The 16210-nt window shown below is 66.0% G+C and carries 13 protein-coding genes; 8 read left to right on the forward strand and 5 right to left on the reverse strand.

The window, feature by feature from the left end:
• Positions 1-7: 7 nt before the first annotated feature.
• The 5 genes from J7360_RS01990 to J7360_RS02010 all read left to right on the forward strand — a co-directional run bounded on the left by J7360_RS01990 (position 8) and on the right by J7360_RS02010 (position 5932).
• Entirely contained in the window at positions 8-1450 is a 1443-nt protein-coding gene (locus J7360_RS01990; protein WP_057659331.1) for an ammonium transporter, read from the forward strand.
• Positions 1451-1714: 264 nt separating this feature from the next.
• Positions 1715-2770 (forward strand): ATP-binding protein, encoded by a 1056-nt coding sequence (locus J7360_RS01995; protein ID WP_016850649.1) that lies wholly within the window; start codon positions 1715-1717, stop codon positions 2768-2770.
• The gene (gene ntrC / locus J7360_RS02000) at positions 2763-4190 is read left to right on the forward strand and encodes a nitrogen regulation protein NR(I) (protein WP_057659329.1); all 1428 of its coding nucleotides are present in this window, start codon (positions 2763-2765) and stop codon (positions 4188-4190) included. The genes J7360_RS01995 and ntrC overlap by 8 nt, the downstream gene beginning before the upstream one ends.
• Before the next feature lie 443 nt (positions 4191-4633).
• Positions 4634-5236, forward strand: a complete 603-nt coding sequence (locus J7360_RS02005) for a superoxide dismutase family protein (protein ID WP_057659326.1) — start codon at positions 4634-4636, stop codon at positions 5234-5236.
• 48 nt (positions 5237-5284) lie between these two features.
• Entirely contained in the window at positions 5285-5932 is a 648-nt protein-coding gene (locus J7360_RS02010) for a superoxide dismutase family protein (protein WP_209033146.1), read from the forward strand.
• A gap of 130 nt (positions 5933-6062) precedes the next feature.
• Here the strand turns inward: J7360_RS02010 and xopAG are convergent, their stop codons facing one another.
• Positions 6063-7661: a XopAG/AvrGf1 family type III secretion system effector gene (gene xopAG / locus J7360_RS21590; RefSeq protein WP_342343486.1), complete on the reverse strand. Its 1599-nt coding sequence runs from the start codon at positions 7659-7661 to the stop codon at positions 6063-6065.
• 1123 nt (positions 7662-8784) lie between these two features.
• On the reverse strand, positions 8785-9669 hold the full coding sequence (locus J7360_RS02020; protein WP_209033148.1) for a hypothetical protein: 885 nt from the start codon (positions 9667-9669) through the stop codon (positions 8785-8787).
• Positions 9670-9757: 88 nt separating this feature from the next.
• Between J7360_RS02020 and J7360_RS02025 the strand changes: the two genes are divergently transcribed.
• Positions 9758-11053, forward strand: a complete 1296-nt coding sequence (locus tag J7360_RS02025; protein ID WP_209033150.1) for an acetyl-CoA C-acetyltransferase — start codon at positions 9758-9760, stop codon at positions 11051-11053.
• A 215-nt stretch (positions 11054-11268) separates the two neighbouring features.
• Here the strand turns inward: J7360_RS02025 and J7360_RS02030 are convergent, their stop codons facing one another.
• The 3 genes from J7360_RS02030 to J7360_RS02040 all read right to left on the reverse strand — a co-directional run bounded on the left by J7360_RS02030 (position 11269) and on the right by J7360_RS02040 (position 14397).
• Positions 11269-12534, reverse strand: a complete 1266-nt coding sequence (locus tag J7360_RS02030) for a heme biosynthesis HemY N-terminal domain-containing protein (protein WP_057659316.1) — start codon at positions 12532-12534, stop codon at positions 11269-11271.
• Positions 12531-13508, reverse strand: a complete 978-nt coding sequence (locus J7360_RS02035) for a uroporphyrinogen-III C-methyltransferase (protein ID WP_209033152.1) — start codon at positions 13506-13508, stop codon at positions 12531-12533. The genes J7360_RS02030 and J7360_RS02035 overlap by 4 nt, the downstream gene beginning before the upstream one ends.
• Positions 13509-13611: 103 nt before the next feature.
• Positions 13612-14397: a uroporphyrinogen-III synthase gene (locus J7360_RS02040; RefSeq protein WP_022557901.1), complete on the reverse strand. Its 786-nt coding sequence runs from the start codon at positions 14395-14397 to the stop codon at positions 13612-13614.
• Between the two features lie 203 nt (positions 14398-14600).
• Between J7360_RS02040 and J7360_RS02045 the strand changes: the two genes are divergently transcribed.
• Together J7360_RS02045 and J7360_RS02050 are read left to right on the forward strand one after the other, a co-directional pair.
• Entirely contained in the window at positions 14601-15410 is an 810-nt protein-coding gene (locus J7360_RS02045) for a glycosyltransferase family 25 protein (protein WP_057659311.1), read from the forward strand.
• Positions 15411-15733: 323 nt separating this feature from the next.
• A complete protein-coding gene (locus tag J7360_RS02050) occupies positions 15734-16204 on the forward strand; it encodes a YiiD C-terminal domain-containing protein (protein ID WP_017156408.1) in 471 nt (156 codons plus the stop codon).
• The last annotated feature ends 6 nt before the right edge of the window (positions 16205-16210 follow it).

Below are 16210 nucleotides of genomic sequence, written 5' to 3' on the forward strand. Positions count from 1 at the left end.
AGTTCGTATGAAGACAGCTCTCTTTGCCGGGTGGAAAGCCCGGTTCTACAGCGTGTGCATGCTGATGCTGTTCAGCGCGCTGATGGTGGGCGGCATGGGCAGTGCGCATGCGCAGTCCACGCCGCAGGTCACCCCGCTGCCGACCGAGCCGGTCACCACCGAACCGCTGCCGTCGGCGCAGCCGGCCGCCCCGCCGGCCGCCGCCGCCGAAGCCGCACCGGTGGTGGAAAAGGGCGATGTCGCCTGGATGCTGACCTCCACCCTGCTGGTGCTGATGATGGTGGTGCCGGGCCTGGCGCTGTTCTACGGCGGCATGGTGCGCGCCAAGAACGTGTTGTCGGTGCTGATCCAGGTCGCCACAGTCTTTTCGCTGCTGACCATCCTGTGGGTGTTGTATGGCTATAGCCTGGCGTTCTCCGGCGAAGGCGCGTGGATCGGCAACCTGGACAAGGCGCTGCTCAAGGGCGTCACCATCGAAACCCTGGCGGCCACCTTCACCAAGGGCGTGAGCCTGCCGGAATACGTGTTCGTCGCGTTCCAGGCGACCTTCGCCGGCATCACCGGTGCGCTGATCGTGGGCGCCTTTGCCGAACGCGCCAAGTTCGCCGCGGTACTGCTGTTCTCGGTGATCTGGTTCACCTTCGGCTACCTGCCGCTGGCGCACATGGTCTGGGCCACCGGCGGGTACCTGTTCGGACTGGGCGCGCTGGATTTTGCCGGCGGCACCGTGGTGCATATCAATGCCGGTGTTGCCGGCCTGGTCGGCGCCTATTTCGTCGGCAAGCGCGCCGGGTTGGGGCGTGAGGCGATCAAGCCGCACAACGTGACCCTGACCTTCGTCGGCGCCTCGCTGCTGTGGGTGGGCTGGTTCGGCTTCAACGCCGGTTCCAACCTGGAAGCCAATGCCGGTGCGGCGCTGGCCTTCCTCAACACCTTGCTGGCCACCGCCGCCGCCATCCTGGGCTGGTCGCTGACCGAGAAGATCATCAAGGGCAAGTCGTCCGCGCTGGGCGTGGCCTCGGGCATGGTGGCCGGCCTGGTCGGTATCACCCCGGCCTGCGGCACCGTGGGTCCGTTCGGTGCGATCGTGATTGGCCTTGCCGCCGGCGTGCTGTGCGTGTGGGGCGTCACCGGTCTGAAGCGCCTGCTGGGCGCCGACGACAGTCTGGACGTGTTCGGCGTGCATGGCCTGGGCGGCATCATCGGCGCGATCCTCACCGGCGTGTTCTCGGCGGCCTCGTTGGGCGGCCAGAAGGGCGGCGATTACGACATCGTGCACCAGGTCGGCATCCAGGCGCTGGGCGTCGGGATCACGGTCGGCTGGATCGGCGTGGTGTCGGTGGTGGGCTTTCTCGTCGCCAAGCTGGTGTTCGGCCTGCGCGTCAGCGAAGAAGCCGAGCGCGAGGGCCTGGACATCACCTCGCACGGCGAAGCCGCGTACGAGTCCTGAGCATGCACACCCGCGGCCGCGCTGCCGCGGGTGGCGCCACGACCCGGCCGGGATCGCCCAGCCGGGTCCGTTTTTTCCCGCCGCCCGTTGGGCGCGGAACCACTGCCGAGGTGCCTGCATGACCAGCCCCACGCCCATGACTGCCGGCGCGGATGCACGCTGGATCGGTGCGACCCGCCGCCGTCCGGCCTACATGGTGTCTCCGTACGCTTCGCTTCGCGCGACATCGATGCATGGCGCTGCCGTTTGCACTAAATTGGTGCAATGGTGACGTCCTCTTCCATGCCATCGCTGGACAGCCTGGGCACACCGGTCGCCTGGGCCGACCGCGAGGGCCGCGTGCTGGGGGTTAACCCGGCGTTTGCCCGCTGGCTCGGGGTCAGCGCACGGCGGTTGGTCGAACAGCCCCTGGCCGCGCTGGAAGTGCAGGGCGACGCGCTGGCGCGCTTTCTGCTCAACGACGAGCGCGACGTCTTGCGTCTGCACCGGCTGGCGCTGGGCCTGCCCAACGACGCGCCGCGCTTTGCCGAGGGCTGGCTGTCGCGGCTGGACGATGGCGGCTGGCTGCTGGAAACCCACCCGGTCGACGAATTCCCCGCGCTCGATCCCACCCACGCCCTGCCCAACGCCTTGAGCGCTGCGCTCAAGGGGCTGGCGCACGAGCTGCGTAACCCGCTGGCCGGGCTCAAGGGCGCCGCGCAGTTGCTGGCGCGCCGCGCGGCCGGGCGCGATGAAGACGAACGCGAACTGATCGAGCTGATCGGCACCGAGATCGAGCGCCTCAACACCCTGCTCGAACGGCTGCTCTCGCCCACTCCGGCGCGCCCGCACGATCGCCTCAACATTCATGTGGTGCTCGAACGGGTGTTACGCCTGGCCGAAGCCGAAGGCGGCTGGTCGGTGCAGGTGCAGCGCGATTACGACCCCAGCATTCCGGACATTCTGGGCGATGGCGACCGTTTGACCCAGGCGGTCTGGAACCTGGTGCGCAACGCCTTCCAGGCCGGCGCCACGCGCGTGACGCTGCGCACCCGCGTGGAGCACGGCCAGCGCATCCGCGACCGCGTGCATGCGATGTCGCTGCGGCTGGAGATCATCGACGACGGCGGCGGCGTGCCGGAAGAACTGGCCGAGCACCTGTTTCTGCCATTGGTCAGCGGCCGTGCCGAAGGCAGCGGGCTGGGCCTGGCGCTGGCCCAGCAGGTCTCGCGCGAACACCACGGCACGCTGACCTATCGCTCGCGTCCGGGCCATACCGTTTTCACCCTGCTGCTGCCCGAGCTGGCCGGCGATCACGACAAGGAGCATCCACATGGCTGAGGCCGCCGGCGTATCCCACATCTGGGTGGTCGACGACGACCGGTCGGTCCGGTTCGTGCTGTCCACCGCCTTGCGCGATGCAGGCTACGCCGTGGACGGCTTCGACAGCGCCGCGGCCGCGCTGCAGGCGCTGGCCATGCGGCCCATGCCGGATCTGCTGTTTACCGACGTGCGCATGCCCGGCGAAGACGGCCTGACCCTGCTCGACAAACTCAAATCCAAGCACCCGCAGTTGCCGGTGATCGTGATGTCGGCCTACACCGATGTTGCCAGCACCGCTGGCGCCTTCCGCGGTGGCGCGCACGAGTTCCTGTCCAAGCCGTTCGACCTGGACGATGCGGTGGCACTGGCCGCGCGCGCATTGCCGGACGCCGATGCCGGCGTCGAAGAGATCCTCGCCACGCGGCTGGCCGAAGGCTCGGCCTCGTTGATCGGCGACACGCCCGCGATGCAGGCCTTGTTCCGCGCGATCGGCCGCCTGGCGCAGGCGCCGCTGTCGGTGCTGATCAATGGCGAAACCGGTACCGGCAAGGAGTTGGTGGCGCGCGCGCTGCACAACGAATCCCCGCGTGCGCGCAAACCCTTCGTCGCGCTCAACACCGCCGCCATCCCGGCCGAATTGCTGGAAAGCGAGTTGTTCGGCCACGAAACCGGCGCGTTTACCGGGGCGACCAAACGGCATATCGGCCGCTTCGAACAGGCCGATGGCGGCACGCTGTTTCTGGACGAAATCGGCGACATGCCATTGCCGCTGCAGACCCGGCTGCTGCGCGTGTTGGCAGAGAACGAATTCTTCCGCGTCGGTGGGCGCGAATTGATCCGCGTCGATGTGCGCGTGATCGCCGCCACCCACCAGGACCTGGAAGCGCTGGTCGAACAAGGCCGCTTCCGCGCCGATCTGCTGCACCGCCTGGATGTGGTGCGCCTGCAATTGCCGCCGCTGCGCGAACGGCGCGGCGACATCGCGCAACTGGCCGAAAATTTCCTGGCCATGGCCGGGCGCAAGCTCGACATGCTGCCCAAGCGGCTCTCGTCGGCCGCGCTGGAAGACCTGCGCCAGTACGACTGGCCGGGCAATGTGCGCGAACTGGAAAACGTGTGCTGGCGCCTGGCGGCGCTGGCGACGTCGGACATCATCGACGTGGTCGACGTGGACGCCGCACTGGCGCGCGGCGGCCGTCGTCACCGCAGCGGTCGCAGCGACGGGCAGTGGGACGACATGCTTTCCAGCTGGGCCGCGCAACGCCTGAGCGAAGGTGCCCAGGGCCTGCACGCCGAAGCGCGCGAGCGCCTGGACAGAACCTTGCTGGAAGCGGCGCTGCAACTCACCCAGGGCCGCCGTGCCGAAGCCGCCGCCCGCCTGGGACTGGGCCGCAACACCGTCACCCGCAAGCTGGGGCCGGGCCGCAAGCGCCGCTGATCAGCCCGCACGCGGAGGTGAGCCCTCTCCCACCTGCGTGAGAGGGCGTGAGGGGCACCTGCAAAAAGCCGGACTACGCGCAGGTGTTTGAGCCACACAGCGAAACAGGCGAGCTTGACGAGCATCGCGGCACGCGTGCATGAACTCTTCGTTGTTTGCTCGCACGCGCCACTGCCTCGAGTCAGGCGGCGCGCGACGCCGCCATCCGTCCTTCGAGCAGCTTCCCTCGCACGCGGGAGAAGGCAAGACGGTCGGGCAGGGCGGGCATCGCGCTTTGCAGTCGAGTTCCTCTCCCGGCTGCGGGACAGGGGCGGTGCGAGCACGTTTGCGCATCTCCGGCCAGCGACACCTAGCCCGTAAACTCGTGGGCTGTCCCAAGTGCATTTCATGACACGTGAACATGCACCCGCATAGGTTTCCAGCCTGATCAGGAGAACTGCTCGATGCGTTACCGGTCGCCCACGATCGTTGCCCTCACCGCGCTGGCGCTGGCCGCCTGCAGCAGCACGCCGCCGCCGCCCAAGGCGCCTCCGCCGCCAGCAGCGCGGGTAGTGCCTGCGCGCCCGGTGCAGCAAGCCGAGGCGGCGCTGGCATCTGCCTCGGGCAGCCTGGTCAGCGGTCGGGTAGTGCTGGTGCCGGCGCTGCAAGGCATTCGCCTCACCGGCACCATCGGCGGCTTGCGTCCGGGCGCCGTGTCCGGATTCCATGTGCACGAACGCGGCGATTGCAGCGCAGCCGACGCCAGCAGCGCCGGCGCGCATTTCAACCCGGCCGGTTCGCCGCACGGGCGTGCCGGTGGCGGCGCGCATCATCTGGGCGACATGGACAATCTGCGTGCAGACGCCGAAGGCGTGGCGCATCTGGACATGATTCTGTCCGGCATCAGTCTGGGCGATGGCGCCCCGACCGACGTGATCGGCAAGTCGCTGATCGTGCATGCCGACCCCGACGACTATCGCAGCCAGCCCAGCGGCAATGCCGGTGCGCGCCTGGCCTGTGGCGTCATTCGCGTCACCCAATGGGGCACGCCCCCTTCGCAGCCCTGAGTCGGGGCATCAACGGCTGCAGTTGCGGCCTTTCTTCAGGAGTACTCCATGCGCATTGTTCCGACCACCTTGTTTCTGGCCACCGCCCTGGTGCTGACTGCGTGCAAGCGCGATGAACCAGCGCCGGCCGAGCCGGCACCCGCACCGCAGGCCAGCACGCCGGCCGCAGCGGCGCACGGTGGCGAACACGCCGCCTCCATGGTCACCGAAGCGGCAGCCACCACCACCGCGACCGCCGAGCTCAAGCCGACCAAGGGCAATGACGTCAAAGGCACGGTGACGTTCAAGACCGTCGACGGCTCGCTGCGCGTCACCGGCCAGCTCAGCGGCCTCAAGCCCAATACCGAGCATGGCTTCCATATCCACGAAAAGGGCGATTGCAGCGCACCGGACGGCAGCAGCGCCGGCGGCCATTTCAACCCGTCCCAGTCCGATCACGGCAATATCAGCGCCGACCCGCACCACGGCGGCGACATGCCCAACATCACCGCCGACGCGCAGGGTAACGCCACCATCGACGGCCCGGTCTCCAGCAACGTCAATCTGGGCAAGGCCGACCAGTTCGATATCGCCGGCCACGCGGTGATCGTGCATGCCGACGCAGACGACTACAAAACCCAGCCCACCGGCAACGCGGGCGGCCGCCTGGCCTGCGGCGTGATCACCACCGACAACGCGCAGGCGGCGACCAAGTAAGCGCGCTGCGTTGCGCCATGGTCCAGGCTGCGGCGCAACGCTTCAATCGCAGATCAAATTTGTTGAATGCTCACCCGGCGCTGAGTCACGTCAGCGCGATGAGGTAAGGCAGGGGGGCGATTAACTCGCCCTAGTCGCTGCTGGTCATCGACTTTCCTGCATAGAATGCCTGTGCAGCATCCTTGCAAATCTGCTCATAGAATGCATCGGCGTCTTCGGTGGTGTAGCCGGCACCCACGAAGCATCCGCGTGCGATTTCATGAAGCGAGTGCCGGATGCTGCTGGCATCGTCGTATACAGCATTGAGGCAGGCAACCACGACACCGACATCCTCTTTCGAAAGGCGCGGCTCTCCGCTCATCAAGCGTGCATGGTTGATGCATGCAACGGCATTTGCACTAGTGAACGAGTCGCCCAGGCCAGAGCAGTCTTCAAAGCCGGTGCCTTCTGCGTTGAGTTTGAAGTGCGCGATCGGCAGGCCTTCCATGTTCTTCTGCTTAGCCATTTTCATGAAGTCTGCAAGCGTTTCAGGTTGATCCTGCAGACGTCTTGACTGAATCTTCGTTTCCAGCTTTTGCAGTAACGGTCCGGCGATGCTGGTATTTCTTTTCAGGACACTGATGGAGGGATCTTCGAACATCAGGGTCGCATCGATCCTGTCGGTTTGCTCTTGCGATAGCAGTCCGTTGGCGATCAGGGTCTTCATGATGATTTTCTCCGGGTGACCCCAATGCTCGTCGGCTGCATAGACTTGCCGGAAATTCAATATTGCCTGGCCGGCGGCGTGCTGTGCTTGCTTACCAAGCTTGTCAGTGTCCTCCAGTGCCCGTTCAAACGATTGCATGCACTGCTTCAGGGACAGTGCCTTGTCGCTCTGTGAGGCCTGTTTGAAGTGCTGCATGCCGCGGTTGATGAAGGGCCGGGTGATCGAGCGTGAGGTATATCCACTTGCTCCGGTTTGGACGTTGGGCACGCCAACCAACGAGTACTTGTTTTTCCTGTCGTACAGCTCGCTCTTGCTCAGGTCCGGATCCGCTGGCATTTGCTCAGGTGCATACTTGGTAATGCACTCCCGCTTGATCCGCTCCCCCTTGAGGCAAGCGAAGTTGGTGAGAAGCGATTCCCGCGCGGCTTGGCTGTCGAAAAGATGACCGACATAGACCTTGGTCGCCGCGCGGTAATCGGTCATGGTGGCGAACTGGTTGGAACCGCACGTTCTGATCGGTACAAAGGGGCGGCTATGGGATGCACGCTCCTCCTCAGTGGCACTGTGGTACCGGGCGTAATACGTCTCGGCCTTTGCGCATCCTTTATCCAAACGATCATTACTGGTAAAGCCGCCTTTGCCATCGACCAGCGATGTCGTGGACAGAAAGAAATTGTCTGCAACATAGCCAGCACCGGCGATGCCCAGGGCGTACTTGGCCGCCCGAGATGCCCATTGTCCGCCCCGGCCCCCGTTGTTTTGGCGTGCGCCTTCTTTTTCGCCGGACTTCCTCTGCGCTCCTTGCCTGGCGTTTCGCGCTGGCAAGGCTGCCAGCAAGCCTGCGGTCTCATTTTTGTGGAGCGATGTGGATGCCGACGCAGAGGGGGGCTGCGTTGACGCTGCATCATGGGCAAGAAACCGTTGAATGGCAGTCAATGGGAGTTGGGCTTTGGTGCGCATGGATGTATCTCTCAAGTGCAGGACAGAAACCGGCGACGCCGCCGAATGCATGCTCGGAGCCATCGGAGCTTGTTGACTAGGCGAAGTGCTGATGGACGAATGGAATAGGGCCTATGAAAAGCATGGCCGCGCGTTACCGACGACATATCGATCGACTCTGCGGGTATCACATGGAAGATTGCTATCAGTCCGCGGTGAGGCTGTGTTGACTGTGCGTGCCTGAGCTGGCGGCACTCATCGACCGTGGTGAGTCACCAGCGATCCGGAGCGACAAGCCATCGGGATGACAAGAACGTAAATGTACATATAACGCCGTGTATTCCACTGCTACCGGATTAACGACCTATTTTCCTGAAGGCCTGAGCTGTCTGCATCTCGAATGCGAAAAAGCGATGTCACAAACGAGTGGCTGTGCGAAAGCTCGGCGATCGCACCAGGCGGACCGATGCATTTCGGTTTGGTGTAAGCGTGTCCGCATCACGTTGACTCGGGAAGGCTTGAATAATTACAACTCCCATCAGACGCTTGCAAAAAAGACACACTGAGCCGAATCGGAAGATGGCGATGCAGCTTTCTTTGGAGGCGCGGAGTACACCATGCGCGCACGCGGCGCGAGGTGTTCTTGGCACAGATGGATCAGGTTGTGACATGGCAGGCCCTTCCTGGCGCTGATCGCGCCGTATCAGCCGACGTTGGTGCAGTCGGGGGAGAGCCGTATGGGATGAAGACGACGCTGCGTCTCGTTAGCAAGCCCCGGAACAGCACCCGCCTGAGCGGTGTCCATTCCGAACGGCATGTAACCGACCACAGCGCGGTTCTCTACGCCGTCTACGCCCGGATGCCCGACCGAGTGCAAAACGCCTGATACGGCAAGTCGAAAAGCACGAACGTCAACGATGCACAGGCCTAGGTGATCCGACCGGAGCCAGCGGTGGTCAGTCGATGAGATGCTGGCAGGGGCCGCAGAAAGACAGGTGCCTACCGCCACCGGGAGGTAGATGCGGGTTTTGGCTGCAACGCCGCGGGCCTACAGGTGCGCTTCACATGCCGGCGATGTTTCGGTGCCCACGCCAGCGGATAAGCGCGCTGCCTGTCGTCATACGGCGGAACTATGCCGTCGCGTGACGGTAGAAGCGGTGCTGCCGCCAGGCGCGACCGTGCAGGTCGGGCAGGCAGTGCGCATTGGTTAGGCCGCCAGCGCCTGCCGCGGATCCTGGCCCGGCTCGATATGCACGTAAAGCACAGGTAGCCCGTGCGCTTCCAGCACCGCGGCCATCTGCCGCTGGCGTGCCAGATAGTGCTCGTACACCCCGCGCAGGCGTTCGCAGTCTTCGCGGTCGTGCGCGTAGTAATCGCACCAGCCTGCCGGGTCGAACAGGGCGATGCGCACTTCGCCTTCGGTGTAGCGCAATACCGGTTCGGGGGGCTGCTCCAGCCATTCTTCGGTGTGCGGTGCCAGCAGTGCGGCTTCGATCAGCGGCCACAGCGGCGCCAGGCCCTGATTGTCGTACTGCATCGACATCATCGCCGCCAGATCGTTGGCGGTGAGATACCGCGCATGCTCGATGCGGGCGCCGAAGCTTTCCTGCGCCAGCAACGCGGTATCGGCCTGCGCCATGCCTTGGGCCAGTAGCACCTCTTCCATCGCATCGGCCACGGTGGCAACCGTCTGCGGGTCGCCGGAAAGCACGAACGGCAGCACGCGCAACCCACCGCCGACCAGTTGCGAATCGGCCTGGAACGGCAGCGGAATCTCGCCTTGCGCGTCGGCACCGAAGGCCAGCACCCGCGGGCCCTGGTCGCGCCCTGGCGCACGCGCCTGCAGCTCTTCCAGGCGCCGGTGCAGCGGCCAGCCCGGTCGCAGTACCTCGGCCGGATCGAAATGCGCCAATGCCACGCTCAATTCCAGATCGCGGACTTCCGGGATCCATTGCGCCAGGTCGCGGCCGATGCGTTCGGCCAGCATGCCGGCCTGCGCCGGCACCAAGGCGCCGCGCTCGGGGGCGCTTCCGCCGGTCAATTCCAGCGCCAGCACACCCATGGCGGTGACGCTTTGTTCGGTCTTGCTCATGATTCGCGGTTGGCCCATCACGGGGTCGAAGCTACACTGCGGCCATTATGCCTGCCGGCCCTGTGCAGGCCATGTCCCCGAGTCCTCCATGCCAGGTCAACCGATGCCCGCAGCCCGTCCCGTCGCCATTCTGGGCGGCGTTCGTATCCCGTTCTGTCGTCAGAACACCGCGTATGCGGATGTGGGCAACCTGGGCATGTCGGTGCGCACGCTGGGCGCGTTGGTCGAGCGCTTCGGGTTGCATGGGCAGCAGTTGGGCGAAGTGGCGATGGGCGCGGTGATCAAGCACTCCGCGGACTGGAACCTGGCGCGGGAGGCGGCGCTGTCGTCGGGTCTGTCGCCGCTGACGCCGGGCATCACCCTGCAGCGCGCCTGCGGCACCAGCCTGGATTCGGTCATCACCATCGCCAACAAGATCGCGCTGGGGCAGATTGACTCGGGCATCGGCGGCGGCTCTGACACCACCTCCGAAGTGCCGATCGTGTACGGCAAGAAGTTGCGCGCCCGGCTGCTGGCCGCCAATCGCGCCAAGGCCACCGGCGACAAGCTCAGGGCGCTGCTGCGCGGCTTCAAGCTGGCCGAGCTCAAGCCCGAATTCCCCGGCGTGGCCGAGCCGCGCACCGGCAAGAGCATGGGCGACCATTGCGAAGACATGGCCAAGGAATGGAACATCTCGCGCGATTCGCAGGACGAATGGTCGGTGGCCTCGCACCACAAGCTGGCCGCTGCCTATGAGCGCGGCTTCTTCGACAGCCTGATCGCGCCATTCCGCGGCGTCTCGCGCGACAACATCCTGCGCGCCGACACCTCGCTGGAAAAACTCGTGACCTTGCGCCCGGCATTCGACAAGACATCCGGCCGCGGCACGCTCACCGCCGCCAACTCCACCCCGCTCACCGATGGCGCCGCCGCGGTGCTGCTCTCCAGCGAAGCCTGGGCGCTGGCGCATGGCCACACGCCGATGGCCTACCTGCGCGATGCGCAGGTGGCGGCAGTGGATTTCGTGCATGGCGAAGGCCTGCTGATGGCGCCCACCATCGCGGTGCCGCAGATGCTGGCGCGCCAGGGCCTGACCCTGCAGGACTTCGATATCTACGAAATCCACGAGGCCTTCGCCGCGCAGGTGCTGTGCACGCTGCGCGCCTGGGAAAGCGAGGATTACTGCCGCAATCGCCTCGGGCTGGATGCGCCGCTGGGTCGCATCGATCCGGACAAGATCAATCCGCTGGGCTCGTCGCTGGCCACCGGCCATCCATTCGCCGCCACTGGCGCACGCGTGGTGGCCACCGCTGCCAAACAGCTGGAAGAACGCGGCGGCGGTCGTGCATTGATTTCGATCTGCACCGCCGGCGGCATGGGCGTGGTGGCCATCGTCGAGCGCTGATGCCGCTGCGCGGTACGGGATTGGGCATGGGTGACCCGGGATTCGCAGGCGCAGTCGCCGCCGTTGCGAATCCTTTCTCCTTCATACCATCGCTGCGCGTGGCAACAGCGCACCGTCAACTTCTTCGATGAAGTAGATGCCCACTTGGCGAGCATTCGCCGTGTTCTTGGGAGTGCAATCGGCGGTACGCACATCGCATACCGCCGCTGTCTCCACTACAGGATGCGATCGTCCGCTGCGTGCGGATCGATTGGCGCGGGGTCGTACGTGGTCACTACCGGCCCGCGCAACGACTGCTGTGGCATGACGTCCTGCACCGGTTCGCCGCGTGCGGCGCGCAAGGCATTGGCATAGCAATGCTGTGCCGACAGCAGGTCGCCGGAGGCGGCAAAACCGTGTCCCAGTTCTTCCCAGGCCTCGCTGCCGGCGCCGCCTGCGATGGCACGATGCAGGAATTCCTCGGCCTGCGACCACTGCTGTTGGTGACGCGCGAGCCGCGCCAGTGTCAGCAACAGCCCTGGGCTGTCGGGATATTGGGTAAGCCAGCGCTGCGCGCTGGCGCGGCGCGAATCGTATTTTTCCAGCGGCAGCACGCCGTACAGGCGCACCAGCGATTCGTCCCATTGCGCGTCCAGCGCCTGCTCCAGGCTGTGCACGGCGGCATCGTCCCAATGCAGCACCGCCGCACGTTGCGCATAGGCGCCCACCACTGCCGGCGTGGTGCGTAATGCTTTGGGCAACGCTTCCCAGCGCTCGGCCAGTGCATTGGCATCGCTGGCCTGCAACAGGGTCTGCTCGGCCAGCGTCGCTTCCAGCGTGCTGTAGGCATCGGGCGCCAAGACCGCCTGCTGACGCAGCGCACCGAGCTGGCCATAGGCTTCGTCGGCGCGACCGATCTGTGCCAGGGCGTGGGTGCGCAACAGCAGGCCGCGTGCCGGCAACGGCTGCGCGTTGGCGCTATCCAGTGCATTGATTGCCTCGACCGGGCGCTGGCGCGCCAGGTGCCGCTCGCCTTGCAACAGCGCATATCCTGTCGGGTCGCGCTCGGCCAGTTGCTTTGCAAGCGCCGTGGCCGCCGCATCGTCGCCGCGCGCATCGGCCACGCGCACCGCGCTGGCCAGGGCAATGCCGCTGACCTCGGCGTCTTCGCTGGCACTGACCAGCAGCCGCTCGGCGCGTTGCCATTGGCCATGATCGGCAGCGCGCAGACCTTCGATCAAACGCGCACGGCCCTTGTTGCGGCGGTACTTGCCCCACACGCGGAACGGCAGGCTGATCAACGTCCATAGCAGCCACAGCACCAGCAAGGCGATCAGCAGGATCAGCAGCGCCTGCGGCATGGCGGCGTGATAGTCGTTACCCCCCACGCTGACAACGACGTTGCCCAGGTCGTAACTGTTCTGGTGCGATAGCCACTGTGCGCCGAGCACGCCAAGCGCCACGGCAACCAGCAGAATCAAGACGGTACGCAACACTTTCATTGGGTGGATCTCCCTTCACGCATGGCCTGCAGTTGCAGCAGGGTGGTGCCCAGTTCCGGCAGGCGCGGACGCAGTGGCGCTTGTTGCAGGCTGCGCAAGCGCGCACGCAGCTGACGACGTTGCGGCGAATCCGGCCAGAGCCGGGTGGTCCAGGTCTCCACGCGGCGCAGCGATTGCGTAAAACCGGCGGCATCGCCACGTTCCGCGGCCGCGCGGGCCAGGCTGATTTCGATCTGCACTGCATCGCGCGCAGCATGCCGGTCGCCGCCGGTAAGCAAGGCGTCGCCGCGGCTGGGGCGGATGTCCACCAGCGGCGCCAGCGCCTTTTGCCACCACGGTTGCGCCGCGTCGCTGGCCTGCGCGGTCTGTTCCGGCAGGCGCTGCAACTCGGCGGCCAAGGCGTCTAGATTCTTGCCGGCCTCCGCCTGCGGGCCATCCCCGAGACGCTCCAGCGCATCGCGTTCCTGCACCAATGCCTGACGCAGATTGAGGTAGCCGGGGTCGTCGATGCCGTTGAGTGCGCCGTTGGCCAGCGCATAGGCGCGCCGCGCGCCATCGGCATCGCCGGCGATGCTCAGACGCTGCTGGCCAAGCCGCAGCAGCAGCTCCACTTCATCCAGGCGCAGCGCCTGTGCGCCATGACGGTTGGGGTCGGCCAGCTTTTGCACGCTGTCTTCGAGCAATGCGCTGCGCTGACTCAGGCCCAGCATCTCGTCGCGCAGGACGCGGTTGGTGGCCGCCGCGTCCTGCAGACGCTCGTTGGCCAGGCGCTGATCGCGGCGCAGCGTCTCCAGCATTTGCTGGGTGCCGTCCCACCGCTGCTGCTGCGCCTGCGTGGCCTGCAGCTGCGTGGCCTGATAGTTCTGCCACGCGCGCCAGCCCAGCAACAGCGCCACACCGACGGCCGCCACGGCCACGACAAGCAGCAGCCATGCCAAGGGAAAGCGTCGCGCAGGAGCGGGCATTTCGGTCATTCGGACATCCTCGGGCAGTCACGACCGGCGCAGGCGCCGCAGTCATCGCACACAGCATGGCGTGCAGCGCCGGACGGCGGCAAGCTGTGCTTGAGTTCGCAGTTCAGCAAGGTCGCGGTGGTGTCATGATCGCCGCCTCAGCAGCAGCAGCAGCGGCGAGCTGCAGCGGCAACGGGCCTTCTGCGCGCATGCCATGTACGAAGCCGGCTGCATGTGCGGCTCCGAGCATACGATCGCTGGAGGCCACTACCGGACGCTGTTGCCACGCAGCGACCAGTTCGGCAGGCAGCTGTCGCAGAACCAGCGTCAGCGCTTCGGCGCTGCTAAGCGCCAGCACGCTGCACGGCAGTGCAAGCGACAACGCCTGGATGGCCGAGGCGCGCAAGCGCAGCGGGACGCGTTGATAGACATCGGCACGCACGATGCGCGCGCCGCGCTGCTGCAGCGTTGGCGCCAGCATGCCGCGTCCGCCGGGGGCGGTGATCAGCCCGACGGCCTGTAGCGGCGCCTGCAGCAACGGCAGCGCAAGCAGGCCCTCGCTGTCCATGCGCGCCGGCCGCACGACGGTGTCGATGCCGCAGGCGTGCAATGCGCGCGCAGTGCCGTCGCCCACGCTGACCCAGTGCGCCTGCGGCGGGCGCTGCAGCGGCGCCAGACGATGCGCCGCCTGCACTGCCGCCGGGCTGGTGAAAATCGCAATCGGTGCTGCCAGCGCGTGCCGCAACGCGTCTCGCGCTTGTGCGGTGTCATGGGTCTGCAAGCGCCATGGCGACAGCGCAAGTACCCGTCCGCCATGCCGCGCAACTGCCCGCCGTAGCGGCGCATGTTCACCGCTGGGGCGCAGCGAGATCAGGGTCCAGGCAGCATCGGAATGGGCAAGGCCGGTCATGGCGTGATTATGCGAGAGCGCCGGTCACCTGCGGCGCAATGTCGCCGCATCCAGGGGTGCCAGTGCGAATCGGTGACGAAGTGCCGGCCGCCGGAGCGATGTTTTAGCACCCTGACTGGCGCCCTTCGACTCGATCCAGAACCTCTTGCAACCGTTGGGAATCCGGTCACGATCCTGGCCGACAACCGTGCTGGAGCGGCGAAGTGATCAAGTCCTACCTTATCAATATGCAGCGCAGCGGCGACCGGCTGCGGGCCATGTCGGCGCGCTTGGATGCGCTGGGCCTGCCGTTCGAGCGCATTGCTGCCATCGATGGCGCCACGTTGACGGACGAGCAGATCGCCGACTTCGTACGCGAGCGTCCACTGGAAGGGTCGGGCGATGCCTTCAGCACCGGCCCGCGCAAGTGGACAGCGTCCAATATCGGCTGCTTTCTCAGTCATCAGGCAGCGTGGCGCATTGCGGCCGATTCCGACGACGCCTATACGGCGATTTTCGAAGACGACATGCATCTGTCCGATGCGCTGCCGGCGCTGTTGCGCAGCACCGATTGGCTGCCCGGCGGCAACAGCATCGTGCGGCTGGAGCCGTCCTACAACCGCATCAAGCTCGATGCCAAAGTGGCGGATGTCGCCGGGCGCCAACTGCGCCTGGTGCGGCCATCGACGTATCAGCATTGCTGGCCGGTGTGCGCCGGCGCGCTGATCATCAGCAGGGATGCGGCGCGATTGCTGCTGGCTGCAAAGGCGCGCTGGCACACCATGGCCGATATCTTTTTGTTCGGGTGGAACGAGTCGCCAGTGGCGCACCAGCTGTCCACCTATCAACTCTCGCCGGCTGCGTGTATCCAGGACAAGTTCTTCCATGCAGCAGCGGAAAACATCGTGTTTACCAGCACGATCGATGCGCCGCTGACGCACGCGCAAAAGCAGCGCAGTACGCATTGGAAAACCAGGGCCACCGCGCTGTTGCGGGTGGCGCAGGGCTATCGCAAGGTGGTCTTTGCGCCGTAGCGCGGCAAACACACCGGCGCGCGCAGGTGTCGGTTCTGCCTGGCGGTCACGCGGTCGTTGGCTGGCGGTTTTATGCGTGGCGCGCTATCTGCAACGCCACCGGCAGGCATCGTGGCGGACACCGCTTGCTGACCGAGCGCGTGATCCGGGCTGGGCCAAGCGTCGATACGTTTGCTGCACGCAACCAGAGCGATGCCGGCCCGCACATCGCACGTGGCGATGACTACATTCACCATGCGGCACCGCATGTCATGCAGGTGCACAAGACGCTCGCAGAACATTGCGGCATGATGCCGCCCTTCGCCGTCTTCCAGCCTTTGCCGATGACTCCTTCGTGCACGCTCGCATCCGCCCTGCAGTCGCTGCAGCAGCAGTTCATCGCCATGCCGCCGGTCCTGTCGATGGGCATCGCTGTCGACGGTTTGCACGATGGTGCGTTGCGCCTGCGGGCGCCGCTGCAGGCCAACGTCAACGACAAGGCCAATGCATTCGGCGGCAGCCTGGCTTCGCTCATGACGCTGGCCAGCTGGGGGTGGCTGACCCTGCAGCTGCAATTGGCCGGGCACCACGCCGATGTCTACGTCGCCGACAGCCAGCTGCGCTATGTCGCGCCGGTGTACGAAGACCTGGTCGCCAATGCCGAGCCGTCCGAGCTGGGGAGCTGGGAGGCCTTTCTGGCGACGTTCCGGCAGCGCGGCAAGGCGCGCATCGGGATGCGCGCGCAGATCGCGCTGGGTTCCGGTGCCGCCGCGGCCACGTTGAGCGGGCGCTTCGTGGCGTTCCCAAAACGGTAGGATGCC

The sequence above is a fragment of the Xanthomonas sp. D-99 genome (assembly GCF_017746145.1).
GTDB classification, from domain to species: Bacteria; Pseudomonadota; Gammaproteobacteria; order Xanthomonadales; family Xanthomonadaceae; genus Xanthomonas; species Xanthomonas cissicola.

Excerpts from the sequence above, each read along its gene's own strand:
- ntrC (WP_057659329.1), top strand. The coding sequence starts at position 2,763 with ATGGCTGAGGCCGCCGGCGTATCCCACATCTGGGTGGTCGACGACGAC.
- xopAG (WP_342343486.1), bottom strand. The coding sequence starts at position 7,661 with ATGGCTCCGAGCATGCATTCGGCGGCGTCGCCGGTTTCTGTCCTGCAC.
- J7360_RS01995 (WP_016850649.1), top strand. The coding sequence starts at position 1,715 with ATGGTGACGTCCTCTTCCATGCCATCGCTGGACAGCCTGGGCACACCG.
- J7360_RS02005 (WP_057659326.1), top strand. The coding sequence starts at position 4,634 with ATGCGTTACCGGTCGCCCACGATCGTTGCCCTCACCGCGCTGGCGCTG.
- J7360_RS02035 (WP_209033152.1), bottom strand. The coding sequence starts at position 13,508 with ATGACCGAAATGCCCGCTCCTGCGCGACGCTTTCCCTTGGCATGGCTG.
- J7360_RS01990 (WP_057659331.1), top strand. The coding sequence starts at position 8 with ATGAAGACAGCTCTCTTTGCCGGGTGGAAAGCCCGGTTCTACAGCGTG.
- J7360_RS02020 (WP_209033148.1), bottom strand. The coding sequence starts at position 9,669 with ATGAGCAAGACCGAACAAAGCGTCACCGCCATGGGTGTGCTGGCGCTG.
- J7360_RS02025 (WP_209033150.1), top strand. The coding sequence starts at position 9,758 with ATGCCAGGTCAACCGATGCCCGCAGCCCGTCCCGTCGCCATTCTGGGC.
- J7360_RS02040 (WP_022557901.1), bottom strand. The coding sequence starts at position 14,397 with ATGACCGGCCTTGCCCATTCCGATGCTGCCTGGACCCTGATCTCGCTG.
- J7360_RS02010 (WP_209033146.1), top strand. The coding sequence starts at position 5,285 with ATGCGCATTGTTCCGACCACCTTGTTTCTGGCCACCGCCCTGGTGCTG.
- J7360_RS02030 (WP_057659316.1), bottom strand. The coding sequence starts at position 12,534 with ATGAAAGTGTTGCGTACCGTCTTGATTCTGCTGGTTGCCGTGGCGCTT.
- J7360_RS02050 (WP_017156408.1), top strand. The coding sequence starts at position 15,734 with ATGACTCCTTCGTGCACGCTCGCATCCGCCCTGCAGTCGCTGCAGCAG.